This window comes from Streptomyces bungoensis (assembly GCF_001514215.1).
Lineage (GTDB): Bacteria > Actinomycetota > Actinomycetes > Streptomycetales > Streptomycetaceae > Streptomyces > Streptomyces bungoensis.
In genome coordinates this window covers 538152-554578 of the sequence record NZ_KQ948852.1, presented here as the reverse complement: position 1 = coordinate 554578, position 16427 = coordinate 538152, and the positions used below count along the sequence as shown (strand labels likewise).

The 16427-nt window shown below is 73.4% G+C and carries 17 protein-coding genes; 6 read left to right on the top strand and 11 right to left on the bottom strand.

All coding sequences use genetic code 11. The features are described 5' to 3' along the window. Nucleotides 1-529 precede the first annotated feature (529 nt). On the bottom strand, nt 530-1174 hold the full coding sequence (locus AQJ66_RS06695) for a TetR/AcrR family transcriptional regulator (RefSeq protein ID WP_061917978.1): 645 nt from the start codon (nt 1172-1174) through the stop codon (nt 530-532). Nucleotides 1175-1357: 183 nt separating this feature from the next. Here AQJ66_RS06695 and AQJ66_RS06690 point away from each other — a divergent pair, with 183 nt between their 5' ends. Further along, entirely contained in the window at nt 1358-2584 is a 1227-nt protein-coding gene (locus tag AQJ66_RS06690; protein ID WP_061917976.1) for an acyl-CoA dehydrogenase family protein, read from the top strand. A gap of 64 nt (nt 2585-2648) precedes the next feature. Here the strand turns inward: AQJ66_RS06690 and AQJ66_RS06685 are convergent, their stop codons facing one another. The 8 genes from AQJ66_RS06685 to AQJ66_RS06650 form a co-directional block, all read right to left on the bottom strand. Then, nucleotides 2649-3170 carry a cupin domain-containing protein gene (locus AQJ66_RS06685; protein WP_061917975.1) on the bottom strand — a complete coding sequence of 174 codons (522 nt, stop codon included), beginning with the start codon at nt 3168-3170 and terminating at the stop codon, nt 2649-2651. 7 nt (nt 3171-3177) lie between these two features. Next, nucleotides 3178-4392, bottom strand: coding sequence for a cytochrome P450 (locus AQJ66_RS06680; protein ID WP_061917973.1), 1215 nt, complete (start codon nt 4390-4392; stop codon nt 3178-3180). Continuing rightward, nucleotides 4392-5453: a type III polyketide synthase gene (locus tag AQJ66_RS06675; protein WP_061917971.1), complete on the bottom strand. Its 1062-nt coding sequence runs from the start codon at nt 5451-5453 to the stop codon at nt 4392-4394. Before AQJ66_RS06675 ends, AQJ66_RS06680 begins: the two co-directional genes overlap by 1 nt. A 242-nt stretch (nt 5454-5695) precedes the next feature. After that, nucleotides 5696-5926 (bottom strand): DUF6213 family protein, encoded by a 231-nt coding sequence (locus AQJ66_RS06670; protein ID WP_043477773.1) that lies wholly within the window; start codon nt 5924-5926, stop codon nt 5696-5698. Nucleotides 5927-5952: 26 nt separating this feature from the next. Then, complete coding sequence (locus tag AQJ66_RS06665) at nt 5953-7338, bottom strand: NADP-dependent succinic semialdehyde dehydrogenase (protein WP_061917969.1); 1386 nt, start codon at nt 7336-7338, stop codon at nt 5953-5955. 75 nt (nt 7339-7413) lie between these two features. Further along, the gene (locus AQJ66_RS06660) at nt 7414-7887 is read right to left on the bottom strand and encodes an NUDIX hydrolase (protein WP_061917967.1); all 474 of its coding nucleotides are present in this window, start codon (nt 7885-7887) and stop codon (nt 7414-7416) included. Then, the gene (locus tag AQJ66_RS06655; protein ID WP_061917965.1) at nt 7884-9422 is read right to left on the bottom strand and encodes an ATP-dependent DNA ligase; all 1539 of its coding nucleotides are present in this window, start codon (nt 9420-9422) and stop codon (nt 7884-7886) included. Before AQJ66_RS06655 ends, AQJ66_RS06660 begins: the two co-directional genes overlap by 4 nt. Nucleotides 9423-9451: 29 nt before the next feature. Then, entirely contained in the window at nt 9452-10381 is a 930-nt protein-coding gene (locus tag AQJ66_RS06650) for an NAD(P)/FAD-dependent oxidoreductase (protein ID WP_061917963.1), read from the bottom strand. A gap of 77 nt (nt 10382-10458) precedes the next feature. On the opposite strand from AQJ66_RS06650, the gene AQJ66_RS06645 reads away from it, so the two are divergent. From AQJ66_RS06645 to AQJ66_RS06625, 5 genes are all read left to right on the top strand, one after another. Next, nucleotides 10459-11076 carry a helix-turn-helix domain-containing protein gene (locus tag AQJ66_RS06645; RefSeq protein WP_061917961.1) on the top strand — a complete coding sequence of 206 codons (618 nt, stop codon included), beginning with the start codon at nt 10459-10461 and terminating at the stop codon, nt 11074-11076. An 86-nt stretch (nt 11077-11162) separates the two neighbouring features. Continuing rightward, complete coding sequence (locus AQJ66_RS06640) at nt 11163-12134, top strand: NADPH:quinone oxidoreductase family protein (protein ID WP_061917959.1); 972 nt, start codon at nt 11163-11165, stop codon at nt 12132-12134. Then, the gene (locus AQJ66_RS06635; RefSeq protein ID WP_061917957.1) at nt 12131-13312 is read left to right on the top strand and encodes an acyl-CoA dehydrogenase family protein; all 1182 of its coding nucleotides are present in this window, start codon (nt 12131-12133) and stop codon (nt 13310-13312) included. Before AQJ66_RS06640 ends, AQJ66_RS06635 begins: the two co-directional genes overlap by 4 nt. Next, complete coding sequence (locus AQJ66_RS06630; protein WP_061917955.1) at nt 13309-14391, top strand: acyl-CoA dehydrogenase family protein; 1083 nt, start codon at nt 13309-13311, stop codon at nt 14389-14391. Before AQJ66_RS06635 ends, AQJ66_RS06630 begins: the two co-directional genes overlap by 4 nt. 125 nt (nt 14392-14516) lie before the next feature. Continuing rightward, nucleotides 14517-14711, top strand: coding sequence for a hypothetical protein (locus tag AQJ66_RS06625; protein ID WP_061917954.1), 195 nt, complete (start codon nt 14517-14519; stop codon nt 14709-14711). Nucleotides 14712-14719: 8 nt separating this feature from the next. Here the strand turns inward: AQJ66_RS06625 and AQJ66_RS06620 are convergent, their stop codons facing one another. Then, nucleotides 14720-15955, bottom strand: a complete 1236-nt coding sequence (locus tag AQJ66_RS06620; RefSeq protein WP_079060094.1) for a phosphodiester glycosidase family protein — start codon at nt 15953-15955, stop codon at nt 14720-14722. A 75-nt stretch (nt 15956-16030) separates the two neighbouring features. Further along, nucleotides 16031-16390: a DUF779 domain-containing protein gene (locus tag AQJ66_RS06615; RefSeq protein ID WP_061917951.1), complete on the bottom strand. Its 360-nt coding sequence runs from the start codon at nt 16388-16390 to the stop codon at nt 16031-16033. Between the last annotated feature and the right edge of the window lie 37 nt (nt 16391-16427).

Genomic DNA, 16427 nt, shown 5'->3' with positions numbered 1-16427 from the left:
ACGGCCGCCGTAGCGCCCGGGTGCCCGTACGGTCCCGGGTCACCGGGCGGCGGGGTCCGGCGTGTCTGCGGTGGGGAACGGCCGTCGGAGCGCGGGGTCCCTCCCGGTTTGCCGCGCGACGCGGTCCGGCGGGTGCACGGGTGACGAAGGAGCGTCGGAACCCGGGACCTCCCCCTCGGTCTGCGGCCGCCGCGAGCTGACCCGCAGCAGCTCCGCACAGGACCGTCTCGGCGCGGGAAACGGGAAAGGGGCGGGCCCTCCCCGCCACCACACCCGCAGGCTGCTGCGGCGGACCGCCGGGCGCGACGGCACCGCGCGGACGGCCCCCGGTCACGGGTGCGGGGAAGCGCGCGGCGAGGTCGGGTGGGGGTGACAAGCGGCCGTCGGAGCCCGGGACCCGTACGGTCCCGGGGCGCCGGGGTCCGGAGCCTGCGCGGGTGGGAAACGGCCCTCGCGGCGCGGGGTCGCTACCCGGCCGCGGATCGCCGCGCGACGCGGGCTGATGCGTCCGCGGGGTGACGAAGGACCGTCAGAACCCGGGACCCCCCACCCGGTCCCCGGCCGCCGCGAGCCGGCCCCACAGCAGGTCCGCGAGGGAGCGGACCAGTTCGGCGCGGGAACAGGGGCGTTCGCCCAGCCACCAGTCGCCGGCCGCGTGCATCATGCCGACGATCCCGTGCCCCCACACCCGCGCCAGCTGCTGGCTTCCCGGCCCCAGGTCGAGCCGCTCCTCGATGACCTGCGCCAGTTCCTCGCCCATCCGCCGCAGCAGCGGGGCCGAGTGCTTGCCGACGTCGAAGCCGTGGTCGCCGCCCGCGCTGCCCTCGGCCGGGTGCATCAGGAACCGGTACACCTGGGGGCGCGCCTCGATCGCCGCGAGGTAGGTGTCCAGGGTGGCCTCGACCCGCTCGCGACGGTCGGCGGGAGCGTCCAGCGCGGCGCGCAGGGAGGCCAGGAGCGCGTCCGTGTGCCGTGTGGCCAGGGCCGCGTAGAGGCCGCCCTTGTCGCCGAAGTGTCGGTAGAGGATCGGCTTGGTGATCCCCGCCTCCGCGGCGATCGCGTTCATCGACGCCTGCGGGCCGTCGCGCAGCACCACCCGGTCCGCGGCCTCCAGCAGCTCGCGCCGTCGGCGGTCGGCGGACCGCTGCTGATCGGTCCGCTGTGTGGTGTCCATGTGCTCTCCCCACCCGTGCTGATTCGGTGACGCCAGCGCAAACTAACACTGTCCATGGCCCTGACATCGAACGGGATGCCGAGGGGTCATCAGGAGTTGACTTTTCCTACTGGTCGGTAACAGACTCGTGTTACCGCTAGTAACACCACTAGTACCACCGCACGTGCTGCCACTGGAGGGGACATGGCCGAGTTCACCATGGAGCTCAACGACGAACAGAAGGAGGTCCGGGACTGGCTGCACGGCTTCGCGGCCGACGTCATCCGCCCCGCGGCCGCCGAATGGGACGAGCGTGAGGAGACTCCCTGGCCGGTCATCCAGGAGGCCGCGAAGGTCGGCATCTACTCCCTCGACTTCTACGCGCAGCAGTACTTCGACCCCACCGGCCTCGGCATCCCGATGGCCATGGAGGAGCTCTTCTGGGGCGACGCGGGCATCGCCCTGTCCATTGTGGGCACCGGCCTCGCCGCCGTGGGCGTTCTCGCCAACGGAACCGAGGAACAGATCGGCACCTGGATCCCGCAGATGTACGGCGACCCGAGCGACGTGAAGGTCGCGGCCTTCTGCTCCTCCGAGCCGGACGCCGGCTCCGACGTGGCCTCCATGCGCACGCGCGCGGTGTACGACGAGGCCAAGGACGAGTGGGTGATCAACGGCACGAAGACCTGGGCGACCAACGGCGGCATCGCCAACGTCCACGTCGTCGTGGCCGTCGTCGACCCGGAGCTGGGGTCCAAGGGTCACGCCTCCTTCATCGTCCCGCCGGGTACGCCCGGGCTCACCCAGGGGCAGAAGTTCAAGAAGCACGGCATCCGCGCCTCGCACACCGCCGAGGTCGTCCTCGACGGCGTGCGCGTCCCCGGCTCCTGCCTGCTCGGCGGCAAGGAGAAGCTGGACGAGCGGCTCGCCCGCGCCCGGGAGAGGGCCCGGCAGGGCGGCGAGCGGGTGAAGAACGCGGCCATGGCGACGTTCGAGGCCTCGCGGCCGGCGGTCGGCGCGATGGCGGTCGGCACCGCCCGGGCCGCCTACGAGGTCGCCCTCGACTACGCGAAGACCCGGGAGCAGTTCGGGCGCCCGATCATCGACAACCAGGGGGTCGCCTTCCAGCTGGCGGACATGCGCACGCAGATCGACGCGGCGCGGCTGCTGGTGTGGCGGGCGTCCTGGATGGCGGTCAGCGGCAAGCCGTTCACCGCCGCCGAGGGGTCGATGTCGAAGCTGTTCGCCAGCGAGACGGCGAAGAAGGTGACCGCCCAGGCGGTCCAGATCCTGGGCGGGAACGGGTACACCCGTGAGTACCCCGTCGAGCGGATGCACCGGGACGCCGCCATCTACACGATCTTCGAGGGCACGAGCGAGATCCAGCGGCTGGTGATCGCGCGGACCCTGTCGGGGATGCCGATCCGGTAGCGCCGGAGGGGCGCGGGTGCCTCCGCGCCCCTCCGGCCACCGCTCTCACCGCGGTCCGGCGGTCTCACCCGTGCTTCAGCGGGGTGAGCTGTTCGATGTCGTACTTCACCCGCAGCGCCTCGATCGCCTCCTGGTCCGGCGGGCCGTCGCCGCGCAGGATCTCCAGCAGCTCCTCGAAGTAGCGCTCGTGGTCCGGCGGCGGGGACGTCTGGAAGAACATCTTCGCCGGTGTGCCCGTGGGGTTGGCGAAGGCGTGCGGGCAGCCGGGCGGCACGACGATGACCGTGCCGGGGGTGGCCCGGACCACCCTGCTGCCCGAACTCGACTCCCACTTCTGCCAGTTGTCGGGCGTGCGGATGCGGGGCTCGAAGGCGAGGACGTCCAGCTCGCCCTCGAGGACGTAGAACAACTCCTCGCTCCGGGCGTGGACATGGGCGCCGACGTCGAAGCCCGGCGGGACCTCCACCTCGAAGGTGGAGGCCATGCGCGAGTGCGTGCCGGTGACCTTGAACGTCACGCGCTGGGCGGGTGTCTCCACGACACGGCCGTGGCCCGGCGGCACGAGCAGTCCCTCGGACTCCGTCATGGTCCGCTCACCAGGCAACCGGCAGGGACTCGGGGCCCCGGATCAACGCGCCCTTGCGGAAGGGCACCTGGTTCGGGGGCACGGCGAGTCTCAGGCCCGGCACCCGGTCCAGCAGGGCGTCCACGAGGAGTTCCGACTCCAGCCGGGCCAGCATGCCGCCGGGGCAGTAGTGCGGGCCGAAGCCGAACGCCACGTGCGGGTTGGGGCTGCGGGAGAAGTCGATGTCCTCCGGGTCCGGGAAGACGTCCGGGTCGCGGTTGGCGGCCAGGTAGGAGACGTAGACCACGTCGCCGGCGCGGATGCGCGCGCCCGCGATCTCCACGTCCTCCAGGGCGATCCGGGACAGGCCGACGGCGTTGCGGTGCGGGATGTAGCGCAGCAGTTCGTCGATGGCCCGGGGCCGGATCCCCGGTTCGCAGCGCAGGCGTTCGGCCAGCTCGGGGCGGCTCAGCAGCAGATGGAACATCTGGCCGCTGTTGTTGGTGACCGCCTCGCCGCCGATCTGGAGGAGGACGGCGAGGCCGACGGCCTCCTCCAGGGTCACCTCGCCCCGGCCCACGGCGGCGCCGAGCAGCGAGGTGACGTCCTCGGCCGTGCTGTTCTCACGCAGCCCGACGAGATCGGAGAAGTAGGCGCTCATCTCGCGCTTGGCCTTCTCGCTGACCTCCTTGCCGTGCGCGGAGGAAAGGATCAGCTGCGTCCAGGTGTGCATGGCGTGCCGGTCGGCGGCCGGGACGCCCATCAGCTCGCAGATGACCGCGATCGGGAACGGGCTGAGCACCGCACTCGTCAGGTCGGCGGGCGGCCCGTCCTGCAGCATCTCGTCGACCAGTTCGTCCAGCAGGGCGCGTGCCCGGTCGCGGATGCGCTCCACGCCCTTGGCGGTGAACGCGGCGGCCACCGAGCGGCGCAGCCGCGTGTGGTCGGGCGGGTCGAGGAAGCCGACCGCTCCCCGGTCGGGGATGAAGTGCGGGGCGAGCCGGGTGACCTGGCGGCCCATGACCGCCTCCCGGCTGAAGCGGGGGTCGTTGGCCACCGTGCGCACGTCGTCGTACCGGGTGACCAGCCACGCCCAGCCCTCGCCGTTGGGCAGCTGGATGCGGGTGACCGGGCCCTCCTCCATCAGCTCGGCCAGCACCGGGTCGAAGTCCGTCCCGGTCAGGTCGAGGGCCGGCCAGTGCCGGATCGGGGGCGGGGTCTCGGTGAGGGTCTCCTCGGCCATCAGGCCCCCCCGTTCCCCTGGGCCCAGCGGCCGACGGTCATCTCGGCGGTGATGCCGGGACCGAAGCCGGCCAGCAGCCCGCGCGCCTCGGGCTCGGCACCGCCCTCGTCGAACAGGCGGCGCAGCGCGTCCAGGACGACGGCGCTGGCGATGTTCCCGTACTCGGTGAGCGTGGACCGGCTGAACCGGAACGCGTGCGGCTCGACCTTCAGGAACTTGCTGAGGTCGTCGAGTATTCGGGGCCCGCCGGCGTGGATGATGTAGAAGTCCAGCTCGGAGGCGTTCCAGCCGTGCGTGCCGGCCAGGTCCTGCAGGGCCGGGGCGAGCGGCTCCATCGTCGTGGGCACCCGCTTGTCCAGCAGGAAGTGGAAGCCGGTGGCGCGCACGTCGTACGCGATCCAGTCCTCGGTCTTGGGTATCAGGTACGACCCGTTGCGCTCGAGTCTGACGCCGGTGCCGCCCTGCCCGCGCACCACGGCCGCGGCGATGCCGTCGCCGAACAGGCCGTTGGACAGCAGCGAGCCCACGCCGAGGTCGGTCGGCTGGTAGCACAGCGAGCAGAACTCGCAGGCCACGATGAGCGCGTTGGCCTCCGGGTAGGCCGAGCAGAAGTCGTGGGCCCGGTTGATGGCCGCACCGCCGGCCGCACAGCCCAGCTGGGCTATGGGGAGCTGCCGGGTGGTGCTCTGGAAGTCCATCTCGTTGATCAGCCACGCGGTCAGCGAGGGCATCATGAAGCCCGTGCACGACACGTAGATGATGACGTCGATGTCGGAGGTCAGGAGTTCCGCGTCGTCCAGCGCCCGCTGGATCACCGCGGGGACGCGGGCCTTGGCCTCGGCCTCGTAGAGCTTGTTGCGGTCCTCGAAGCCGGGGTGCTTCAGGGTCTCCTCGATGGGCTGCACGATGTGGCGGGTGCGGACGCCCGTGTTCTCGATGAGCCGGAGCGCCAGCGGGAGCTGGGGGTGGTCCGCGTGGTGCGTACGTGCCAGCTCGAGCGTCTCCTCCATCGTGATCACGTGTTCCGGTACGGACACCGAGGGTCTGCACAAAGTCGCCATGAGCCGTCCCTGCTTTCGCCGTCCGGCAGGCTTTCGCCCGCCGGTCAGAAGGTGGTCCACCCAGGTTCACCCGTGGGGGCGACGATCTCGCGTCGGGTTACTCCGAACCGGTGACACGCGGTCAGGGACGATCCACGGCGAGGCAGGTCACCGAAGGGGCGCGGGACGGGCGGGGAACGGTGCCCCGGTACGGCGCGACCGCGGGCGCGGCGCCGCACGCCCGCGGCCGCACGACCGGCCCTCTACGGCGCTCCGCTGCTGTGCGCGATGCACGCCACGTCGATGCGATCCGCGAGCTTGGCCAGCTCGATGGTCAGCGCGGCCACGGTGTCCTCGTCGAGCTGTTCCCCGGCCTCGACCAGGTGCAGCCACCGCCCGCCGACGGTCCGCAACAACTTACTCACGTCGGCCGCGGCCACCTGCAACGTACCGCGGTCGTCGACGATCAGAGGCAGAGTCACTTCGCGGTTCACAGAACGGGATGGTAGCCGCGAGGTGGTCACGCACCCTGCCAAACCGTGGTGATGTTGCAGAACTCGCGGATTCCGTGCCCGGACAGCTCACGCCCGTACCCCGAGCGCTTCACCCCGCCGAACGGGAACGCCGGGTGCGAGGCGGTCATGCCGTTGACGTACACCGCGCCGGCCTCCAGGTCCCGCGCGAACCGCTCCACCTCCGTCTCGTCCCGCGTCCACACGTTCGAACTCAGTCCGAACGGCGAGTCGTTGGCGATGAGCAGCGCCTCGTCCAGGTCGCCGGCCCGGTACAGCGTGGCCACCGGGCCGAACGCCTCCTCGCGGTGGATGCGCATCTCCCGGGTGATCCCGGCCAGCACGGTCGGCGGGTAGAACCAGCCCGGCCCGTCCGGCCGCTCCCCGCCGCACAGCACCTCGGCCCCCGTGCGCCGGGCGTCGTCGACGAGCTCCTCGATGTCGGCCCGCCCCTGCTCGCTGGCGAGGGGCCCGACCTCGGTGTCCTCCTCCAGCGGATCGCCGACCTTCAGCGCCCGCATGCCCGCGACGAACCGCTCGGCGAAGGCGTCGTAGACGTCGGTGTGCACGATGAAGCGCTTGGCGGCGATGCACGACTGCCCGTTGTTCTGCACGCGCGCGGTCACCGCCACCCGCGCCGCCCGGTCCAGGTCGGCGGAGGGCATCACCACGTACGGGTCGCTGCCGCCCAGCTCCAGCACCGTCTTCTTGATCATCTCGCCGGCGGTGGAGGCGACCGCCCGCCCGGCCGGCTCGCTGCCCGTGAGCGTCGCGGCCTTCACCCGCTCGTCGCGCAGGACGTCGTCCACCGCCGCCGAGCCGATCAGCAGCGTCTGGAAGCAGCCCTCCCGGAAGCCGGCCCGGTGGAACAGGTCCTCCAGGTACAGCGCGGTCTGCGGCACGTTGGAGGCGTGCTTGAGCAGCCCCACGTTGCCGGCCATCAGCGCGGGCGCCGCGAAGCGGATCACCTGCCACAGCGGGAAGTTCCACGGCATGACCGCGAGCACGGGGCCGAGCGGGCGGTAGCGGACCCGGACCCGGGAGGCGCCGGAGTCCCGCACGTCGGTCTCGTCGGGCTCCTCCTCGGCCAGCAGCCCCTCGGCGCGCTCGGCGTACCAGCGCATCGCCTTGGCGCACTTGGCGGCCTCCGCGCGGGCCTGCTTGACCGGCTTGCCCATCTCGGTGGTCATGATCCGGCCGATCTCCCGCTGGTCCTCGTCCAGCAGGTCGGCGGCTTTGTCGAGCAGGCGGGAGCGCTCGGCGAAGCCGGTCGTCCGGTACGTGCGGAACGTGGCCTCCGCGAGCTGGAGCCGGCGTTCCAGCTCCTCCTCGCCCATGGCCTCGTACGTCTTGAGCGTCTCGCCGGTCGCCGGGTTCACCGTCGCGATGGGCATGGCTGACCTCCCTGGGAGCGGGCTTGCTTCGACCTTCGCGCGCGACCGCGCCCGTCGCAACGCGTAGGCCCCTGTTCAGCCCGAGTGCTCCGCCAGCCGGTCCAGAAACGCCGCCTGCGCCGTGATGATCACCGCACGGGCCCGGTCGAGACCGAACCACGCCACCCGGTCCAGCTCCGGGAACTCCCGCACCTGCCCGGACCGGGGCGGCCACACCATGGTGAAGGTGCCGGGTTCGATCGCGTCCGGGTCGAGGTCCCCCTCCACCGCCCACACCGTGACGGTCTTGCCGCCCGCCTGGACGACCTCGCCGAGCGGTACGGCCTCCCCCTCGGGCGGCGCCAGCCCCAGCTCCTCCCGGAACTCCCGCCACGCCGCCTCCCGGGCCGGCTCGTCCGGCTCGTACTCGCCTTTGGGCACCGTCCAGGCGCCCGCGTCCTTCTTCGCGAAGTACGGCCCGCCCATGTGGCCGAGCAGCACCTGGAGTCCGTCGCCGGTGCGCCGGAACAGCAGCAGTCCCGCGCTGCGCCTCGCCGCCCGGGCCGTCACGGCCCGACCCCCGGGTGGGCCGCCAGCACGGCCTCCACGGTGTCGGCCTCCCCGGGCCGCTTGTCCTCCCGGTACCGCACGACGCGCGCGAAGCGCAGGGTGACCCCGGCCGGGTAGCGGGAGGAGCGCTGCAGGCCGTCGTAGGCGATCTCCACGACGAGTTCGGGGCGCACCCGCACCCCCCAGCCGTGCTCCTCCACGGCCAGCTCCGCCAGCCGCTCGGTCTGCCAGGCGAGCATCGCGTCGGTCATGCCCTTGAAGGTCTTGCCGAGCATCGCGAAGCCGCCGTCCTCGGTGCGCGCGCCCAGGTGCAGGTTGGACAGCCGGCCGGTGCGCCGCCCGTGGCCCCACTCGGCGGCGAGCACGACCAGGTCGAGGGTGTGCACGGGCTTCACCTTCAGCCACGCGGCACCGCGCCGGCCCGCGCTGTAGGGGGCGTCCAGGGCCTTGACGACCACGCCCTCGTGGCCCCGGGCCAGGGTGGCGGCGAGGAAGCGCTCCGCCTCGGGGGTGTCCCCGGGGCCGGACACCACGGTGCGGCGCACCCGCATCGGGCCGGGCACCAGCCGGGCCAGCTCCGCGTGGCGCTCGGCGAAGGGCAGGTCGAGCAGGTCCCGGCCGTCGACCACGAGGACGTCGAAGAAGACGGGGGAGACGGGCACCTCGGCGGCGGCCCTCGCCACGTCCGTCCGCGAGCCGACCCGGCCCGCCGTCTCCTGGAAGGAGCGGGGCCGGCCGTCCCCGTCGAAGGAGATCACCTCGCCGTCCAGGATGAACCGCTCTCCCGCCAGCCCCAGCACGGCGGCGGTGACCTCCGGCAGCCGGTCGGTGATGTCGTCCAGGGTGCGGGTGTGGATCCGCACGGCGGCGCCGTCGCGGTGGACCTGCACCCGGATGCCGTCCAGCTTCTCCTCCACCGCGCAGGCGCCGAGCTTGTCCACCGCCTCGGCGACCGAGGAGGCGCTGTGCGCGAGCATCGGCAGCACCGGGCGGCCGACGGTCAGCCGGAACCGCTCCAGGGACGCGGGCCCCTCGGCGAGCAGGGCCCGTGCCACCGTCTGCAGCGACCCGGCGAGCATCACCGCCCGCCGTACGTCCGCCGGGTCCGCGCCGGTCGCCCGCGCGAGGCCCTCCACCGCGACGGCGTCCAGCGCGCCCTGCCGGACCTCGCCGGTGAGCAGACCGAGCAGGAATCGCTGCTCCGCCTCGGTGGCGCCGCCCATCAGCTCACCGACGATCCGGATCCGCTCGGCCTGCGCGCCGGGACCGGAGACCTTGCCCAGCTCGGTCAGCCGGGCGTCCACCTCGCGCACCGTCAGGGAGGGCTCGGTGGCCGGCGGGACCGGCCGGCCGAGCACCTTCCAGCCCACGCCGAGCCGGCCCTGGGGGAGCCGTCCGGCCAGGTAGGGGATGACGATCGGCACGTCGTCCGCCTCCGCCTCCCGGAACAGCTCCGCGAGCAGGTCGGTCTTGCGGGATCGGGCCGCCGTCGCGGCGACCTCCCCGGACACCTCGGCGAGCCGGGTCAGCAGCATGCAGTCATGGTGCACCGCGGGAGCGGGGTCTACACCTGCGCACCGGCGTCGAGATCGGCGAAGAGCAGTTCCCCGTTGATCGCCGCCCCGGACCGGTAACCGCGGCTGGCCGCGTTCACCACCTGCTCGGCGAAGCCGCTCGCGTTGCCCGCCGCCCACAGCCCGGGCACGCTCGTCAGGCCCCGCTCGTCGATCACCGGGTAGCTCCCGAACGGCGTCTCCCGCATCTGCGCGCCCAGCCGCACGAGCAGGTCGCCCCGCGGGACGGCGCGCGGGGCGACGTAGAGCACCTCGCGCTCGTGGACGGCCCCCTCGGTGAGCCGGACGCCGGTGAGCCGGTCCCCGTCGGCCAGCACCTCGGCCACCTCGCCGGGCACGACGTCGACTCCGGCGGTGGCCAGCCTGCGCCGGTCGACGTCCGTCAGGTCCGCCTCCGGCACCTGGTGCAGGAAGAGCCGCACGTCCTGGGACCACTGGGTGACCATGAGCGCCTGGTGCACGCTCAGCACGCTGCTCGCGAGCACGCCGGTCGCCCGGTCGCGGACCTCCCAGCCGTGGCAGTACGGGCAGTGGACCACGTCCCGGCCGAACCGCTCGGCTACACCGGGGACCGGCGGGAGCTCGTCCTGGAGCCCGGTCGCGACGACCAGGTGCCGGGCCCGGACACGTCCGCCGCTCGCCAGGGTCACGGTGAAGTCCCCGTCCCGCGTCGCGTCCACCACCCGGTCCCGGACCAGCTCCACCCCGTACCGGGCGATCTCCTCACGTCCGGTCGCCAGGAACTGAGCCGGCGACATCCCGTCCCGGGACAGATAGCCCTGCATGTGTGCGGACGGCGCGTTGCGCGGCTCGCCCGCGTCGACGACCAGCGTGCGCCGCCGGGCCCGGCCCAGCACCAGCGCGGCCGACAGCCCGGCCGCTCCGCCGCCCACCACGACGACCTCGTACCCCTCGGTCATGTGACCACCTCCGCCGCCGACGGTCGCGCGGAGACTGCCGCATTGACAAACCTCTTTGCCGATTCTGCAATGTGGTCATGAACGGCGAACGCATCGAGAGCGGGAACAGCGGCGAGGGCGACGACGGCACCGACGGCGTTCTGGCGGGCGTCGGCCCGAGACTGCGGCGGATCCGCAAGGAGCGCGAGGTGACCCTGGCCGCGCTGTCCGAGGCCACCGGCATCTCCGTCAGCACCCTGTCCCGTCTGGAGTCCGGCCTGCGCCGGCCCAGCCTGGAACTGCTGCTGCCCATCGCCCGGGCCCACCAGGTGGCGCTGGACGAACTGGTCGGCGCCCCACCGGTCGGCGACCCCGTGGTGCGGGCCAAGCCCGTCGAACGGCACGGCCGCGTCTTCTGGCCGCTGACCCGGCAGCCCGGGGGTCTGCAGGCCTTCAAGATCCTCGAACCGCAGCGCCGGCAGGAGCCGGACCAGCGCAGCCACGAGGGCTACGAGTGGCTGTACGTGCTCTCGGGGCGGCTGCGGCTGGTGCTCGGCGAGCACGACGTGGTGCTGTCGCCGGGGGAGGCGGCGGAGTTCGACACGCGGGTGCCGCACTGGTTCGGGTCGACGGGGGAGGGGCCGGTCGAGTTCCTGAGCCTGTTCGGTCCGCAGGGGGAGCGGATGCACGTACGGGCCCGGCCCCGGCGGCCGTGACGCACGCGACTGTTCCCCGATCGGCAAGCGACCGCTTAGTATGCCGTCGGACCGGTCAGACGAAGCAGTCCCCGTGGAGGCCCCGCATGCAGGCATGGCAAGTGCACGAGAACGGCGAGCCGGGCGAGGTGATGCGCCTGGCGGAGGTGGAGCGGCCCACTCCCGGCGACGGCCAGGTGCTGCTGCGGGTGCGTGCCGCCAACATCAACTTCCCCGACGCCCTGCTGTGCCGGGGCCAGTACCAGGTGCGGCCGCCGCTGCCCTTCACCCCCGGGGTGGAGATCTGCGCAGAGACCGAGGACGGCCGCCGGGTCATCGCCACCCCCGTCCTGCCGTACGGCGGTTTCGCCGAGTACGCCGTCGCCGACGCCCGCGCGCTGCTGCCCGCGCCCGAGTCGCTGGACGACGCGGAGGCCGCCGCGCTGCACATCGGCTACCAGACCGGCTGGTTCGGCCTGCACCGGCGGGCGCACCTGGAGGCCGGCGAGACGCTGCTCGTGCACGCCGCGGCCGGCGGCGTCGGCAGCGCGGCCGTGCAGCTCGGCAAGGCGGCCGGGGCCACGGTCATCGGCGTGGTGGGCGGCCCCGAGAAGGCGGCCGTCGCGCGCGAACTGGGCTGCGACGTGGTCGTCGACCGGCGCGCCGAGGACGTCGTCGCCGCCGTGAAGGAGGCCACCGGCGGCCGGGGCGCCGACGTGATCTACGACCCCGTCGGCGGCGCCGCCTACGCCCAGTCCGCCAAGCTGGTCGCCTTCGAGGGCCGCATCGTGGTCGTCGGCTTCGCCAGCGGCACCATTCCCAGCCCCGCGCTCAACCACGCGCTGGTGAAGAACTACTCGATCCTCGGCCTCCATTGGGGCCTGTACAACACCAAGAACCCGAAGCTGGTCCTGCACTGCCACGAGCAGCTCACCGAACTGGCCGCGCGCGGCGCGATCAGGCCGCTGGTCAGCGAGCGGGTGCCGCTCGACGGCGCCGCCGCGGCCGTGCAGCGGGTCGCCGACGGCGTCACCACCGGCCGGGTGGCCGTCGTCCTGGAGAAGGGAGCCGCCGCATGACCGGCGCCGAGGAGCTGCGCAGCCGTACCCGGGAACTGCTGGCCGCCCATCCGCCCGCCGAGACCGGCCGCCTGGACTTCCTGCGGGCCCGCTTCGACGCCGGCCTGGCCTGGGTGCACTACCCGGAGGGCCTCGGCGGGCTCGGTGCCCCGCGCGCGCTTCAGGCCGTCGTGGACGCCGAGCTGGAGGCCGCGGGCGCCCCGGACAACGACCCCCGGCGCATCGGCATCGGCCTCGGCATGGCCGCGCCGACGATCCTGAAGTACGGCACCGAGGAGCAGAAGCGGCGCTTCCTGCGCCCCCTGTGGACCGGCGAGGAGGTCTGGTGCCAGCTCTTCAGCGAGCCCGGCGCCGGCTCCGACCTGGCCGCCCTCGCCACCCGGGCCGTCCGCGACGGCGACACGTGGGTGGTGAACGGGCAGAAGGTGTGGACGTCCAGTGCCCACCTGGCCCGCTGGGCCATCCTCATCGCCCGCACCGACCCGGACGTGCCCAAGCACCAGGGCATCACCTACTTCCTGTGCGACATGACCGACCCCGGGGTCGAGGTGCGGCCGCTGCGCCAGATCACGGGTGAGGCCGAGTTCAACGAGGTCTTCCTCACCGGCGTGGCGATCCCCGACTCCCGCCGCCTCGGCGAGGTCGGCGACGGCTGGCGGGTCGCGCAGACCACGCTGAACAACGAGCGCGTCGCCATCGGCGGCATGCGGCTGCCCCGCGAGGGCGGCATGATCGGCCCGGTGTCGAGGACCTGGCGCGAGCGCCCGGACCTGCGCACCCACGACCTGCACCAGCGGCTGCTGAAGCTGTGGGTGGAGTCCGAGGTCGCCCGCCTCACCGCCGAGCGCCTGCGCCAGCAGCTCGCCGCCGGCCAGCCCGGCCCCGAGGGCGCCGGCATGAAGCTCGCCTTCGCCCGCCTCAACCAGGAGATCAGCGGCCTGGAGGTGGAGCTGCGCGGCGAGGAGGGCCTGCTGTACGACGACTGGACCATGCGCCGCCCCGAACTGGTCGACTTCACCGGCCGCGACGCCGGCTACCGCTACCTGCGCTCCAAGGGCAACAGCATCGAGGGCGGGACCAGCGAGGTCCTGCTGAACATCGTCGCCGAACGCGTCCTCGGCCTGCCCGCCGAGCCGCGCACCGACAAGGACGTCGCCTGGAAGGACCTCGCCCGATGAGCACCCAGCCGGATCTCCTGCACTCCGAGGAGGAAGAGGCGCTGCGCGCCGCCGTCCGCGACCTGCTCACGGACCACTGCGACGCGGCCGGCGTCATCGCCCGCACCGAGTCCGACGCCCCGCACGACCTCGCCCTGTGGAAGCTGCTCGCCGACGGCATGGGCCTCGCCGGGCTGCTGGTGCCCGAGGCGCAGGGCGGCCAGGGCGCCACGCACCGGGAGGCCGCCGTCGTGCTGGAGGAGCTGGGGCGGGCGGTCGCGCCCGTGCCCTACCTCACCAGTGCCGTCGTGGCCACCGAGGCCCTGCTGGCCTCGGGCGACGAGGAGCTGCTGGGCCGGCTGGCCTCCGGCCGCACCATCGGCGCGCTCGCGGTCGGGCTGCACACGGCACCGGGCGCCCCGCTGCGGACCGTGCGCGCCGCCGACGGCACCCTGCACGGCGAGCTGACCGGCATCGCCGACGCGGCCGCGGCCGACGTCCTGCTCGTCCCGGCCGACGACGGCGGCCTGTACGCCGTGGCCGCCGACGCGGTGACCGTCACCCCGCAGACCTCCCTTGACCTGACCCGCCCGCTCGCCACCGTCACCCTCGACGGCGCGCCCGGCCGCCGCGTCGGCGACGCCGAGCAGGCCGTACGGCGGGCCCTGCGCGCCGCCGCCGGGCTGCTCGCCGCCGAGCAACTCGGCGTCGCGGAGAAGTCGTTGACCGACACCGTGCGGTACCTCAAGGAACGCAAGCAGTTCAACCGCCCGGTCGGCGGCTTCCAGGCCCTCAAGCACCGGCTCGCCCAGCTCTGGCTGGAGGTGGTGAACCTCCGGGCCGCCGCCCGCGCGGCCGCCGACGCGCTGGCCACCGGGGAGGACACCGACGTCCTGGTCGCCGTCGCCCAGGCGTACGCGGCGCCCGTCGCCGTCCACGCGGCCGAGGAGGCACTGCAGCTGCACGCCGGGATCGGCATGACCTGGGAGCACCCGGTCCACCTGTACCTCAAGCGGGCCAAGGCCGACTCGATCGCCTACGGCACGGCGGGGGCGCACCGCACGACACTGGCCGGCCTGGTCGATCTCCAGGCGCCCTGACCGGCGCACACCCGTCCGGTCACAACCACACGATCGGAGGACACGTCAGCCGCCCGGACCAACCCTCCGCTACGCCACACTTGCGACCGAACGCCGCATACGGGGCGTGGCGGAGGAGGTTCCGGATGGCCATTTCCATCTCTGTGGTGCTGCTGCTGTCGATCCTGGCCGTGGTCTTCATCCGCAACGGCGCGCTGAAGATCTCCCATGCCCTGGTCTGCCTGCTGCTCGGCTTCTACCTGGCCGGCACCAGCATGGCGCCCACCCTCCACAGCGGGCTCACCGCCACCGCCGGCCTGGTGAGCAGCCTGCGGCCCTGAACCGCAGGTCAGTGGGAGAAGACGCCGATGCCGTTCGCGACGGGGCGCTCGATGCCGCCGCTCGGATGGTTGCGGACCTTCACCCCGCCCGTGCCCGCGTCGCGGGTGACCAGGTCGCTGGAGCCCCCGCCGTCCAGGTTGAACGCGTCGGAGGCGCCCAGGCCCCGCAGGGTGGCCGCCTCCTCGGCGACGGTCAGGCCGGTGCGGTAGTCGGAGGCTCCGTCCAGGACGAGCAGCAGCATCCGCAGGCCGCCGCCGGTGAACCCGACCACCGTGCGCACGGCCGAGGCCGAGTCGTCGAGCCCGGGCAGCGGCCTGCCGTCGCGCAGCACCGGGAAGCCGCCGACGGCGAAGCGGTAGGGGACCCGGGTGGCGGCCGCCACCAGGCCGTGCGTGACGCGCACCCTGTCGCCGACCGACAGCTTCCGCAGGCGCCGGGCGCCCTCCTCGCGGCCCACCAGCACGGTGCCGTCCGCCGGGATCGAGCCGCTGCCCGGCGTGCGGGAGACGGCCACCACCCGGCCGTCGCGCACCGTCACCTCGTAGGTGTCCGTGCTGCACGGAGCCGACCGCCGGGTGTCCGTGCCGCAGACGGCGCGCCTGCGGGAGGCGCTGCCCCACCGCGCGGTGAAGGCGCCGACGGAGTCCTCCGGCAGCGCGTACTGGTTCAGCCCCTTCAGCGGGATCCGCCCCTCGGGTGTGGTCACGGAGCCGGTGAGGCCGAGGCGGTCCAGGCGGGCCCGGTGGTCGGTGCCCACGCCGAGCACGTCCCGCGTGCCGGCGCCGGGAGGCAGCGCGGGCCCGAACCGCTGGCCGTCGGGCACCGCCGCCTTGAGCACCCGCCCGTCCGCGATCGCCGGCCCCACCGGCGCGCCCGTCGCCTCGACGCCCGGGTGCTGGGTCTCGCTGATGTGGAAGAAGTCGCCGTTCACGCCGGCGACCGCGCCCGCCGAGCCGGCCATCCGGGACACGGTGGCGCGGGCCGCGACCGTCCCCGGGTACAGCAGGTCCACCCGCACGTGCGGATCGGCCAGGTCGACGGTGAGCAGGTGGGCGTGTGCCTCGCCCGCCGCCGCGTCGATGTCGAACTGCCGGTAGGTGACCCCCGGCGCGATCCGTCTGCCCCGCTGAACGGCACCGGCCGGTGCCGCCTCCGCCAGGGCCGCACCGGCCAGTACACCGAACGCCGTGAGAACCGTGAGAACCGATCTGACCGCCGCCTGCCCCCGCCGCTGGAGCGCCACCGCGCCTCCCGATGTGTCGTCAACTTTCCCTTCGGCCAAGGGAAGTGCAGCAGACGACGGGGGTCCGCGGGGCGTCTAGCCGTCGAGTACGCGAGAACGGGTGAGAAAACGGACCCCCTCGGGTGCCTCCAGCGAGAAACCGCTCCCGCGGCCTGGTACGACGTCCACGATCAGCCGGGTGTGGCTCCACGCCTCGTACTGGCTGCGCGACATCCAGAAGGTCACGGGCTCCTCGACGCCCTCGACGGCCAGCTCCGCCAGCAGCACGTCCGAGCCGCCGGTGCGGAACTCGCCGTCCGGGTAGCACATGGGCGCGCTGCCGTCGCAGCAGCCGCCCGACTGGTGGAACATCAGGGGCCCGTGCTCGGCGCGCAGCCGGCGCACCAGCTCGGCGGCGCGCGGGGTGAGTTCGACGCGGGGTACTTCCACTTCCATGGGTCACCGTCCTGGGGAGCCGGAGCGTCGGACGGTC

Bases quoted from the DNA above. Each gene is read 5' to 3' on its own strand.
- AQJ66_RS06685 (WP_061917975.1), bottom strand. From the start codon at position 3,170: ATGACGGAGTCCGAGGGACTGCTCGTGCCGCCGGGCCACGGCCGTGTC.
- AQJ66_RS06655 (WP_061917965.1), bottom strand. From the start codon at position 9,422: ATGCTGCTGACCCGGCTCGCCGAGGTGTCCGGGGAGGTCGCCGCGACG.
- AQJ66_RS06680 (WP_061917973.1), bottom strand. From the start codon at position 4,392: ATGGCCGAGGAGACCCTCACCGAGACCCCGCCCCCGATCCGGCACTGG.
- AQJ66_RS06645 (WP_061917961.1), top strand. From the start codon at position 10,459: ATGAACGGCGAACGCATCGAGAGCGGGAACAGCGGCGAGGGCGACGAC.
- AQJ66_RS06640 (WP_061917959.1), top strand. From the start codon at position 11,163: ATGCAGGCATGGCAAGTGCACGAGAACGGCGAGCCGGGCGAGGTGATG.
- AQJ66_RS06690 (WP_061917976.1), top strand. From the start codon at position 1,358: ATGGCCGAGTTCACCATGGAGCTCAACGACGAACAGAAGGAGGTCCGG.
- AQJ66_RS06650 (WP_061917963.1), bottom strand. From the start codon at position 10,381: ATGACCGAGGGGTACGAGGTCGTCGTGGTGGGCGGCGGAGCGGCCGGG.
- AQJ66_RS06665 (WP_061917969.1), bottom strand. From the start codon at position 7,338: ATGCCCATCGCGACGGTGAACCCGGCGACCGGCGAGACGCTCAAGACG.
- AQJ66_RS06630 (WP_061917955.1), top strand. From the start codon at position 13,309: ATGAGCACCCAGCCGGATCTCCTGCACTCCGAGGAGGAAGAGGCGCTG.
- AQJ66_RS06675 (WP_061917971.1), bottom strand. From the start codon at position 5,453: ATGGCGACTTTGTGCAGACCCTCGGTGTCCGTACCGGAACACGTGATC.
- AQJ66_RS06615 (WP_061917951.1), bottom strand. From the start codon at position 16,390: ATGGAAGTGGAAGTACCCCGCGTCGAACTCACCCCGCGCGCCGCCGAG.
- AQJ66_RS06625 (WP_061917954.1), top strand. From the start codon at position 14,517: ATGGCCATTTCCATCTCTGTGGTGCTGCTGCTGTCGATCCTGGCCGTG.
- AQJ66_RS06695 (WP_061917978.1), bottom strand. From the start codon at position 1,174: ATGGACACCACACAGCGGACCGATCAGCAGCGGTCCGCCGACCGCCGA.
- AQJ66_RS06635 (WP_061917957.1), top strand. From the start codon at position 12,131: ATGACCGGCGCCGAGGAGCTGCGCAGCCGTACCCGGGAACTGCTGGCC.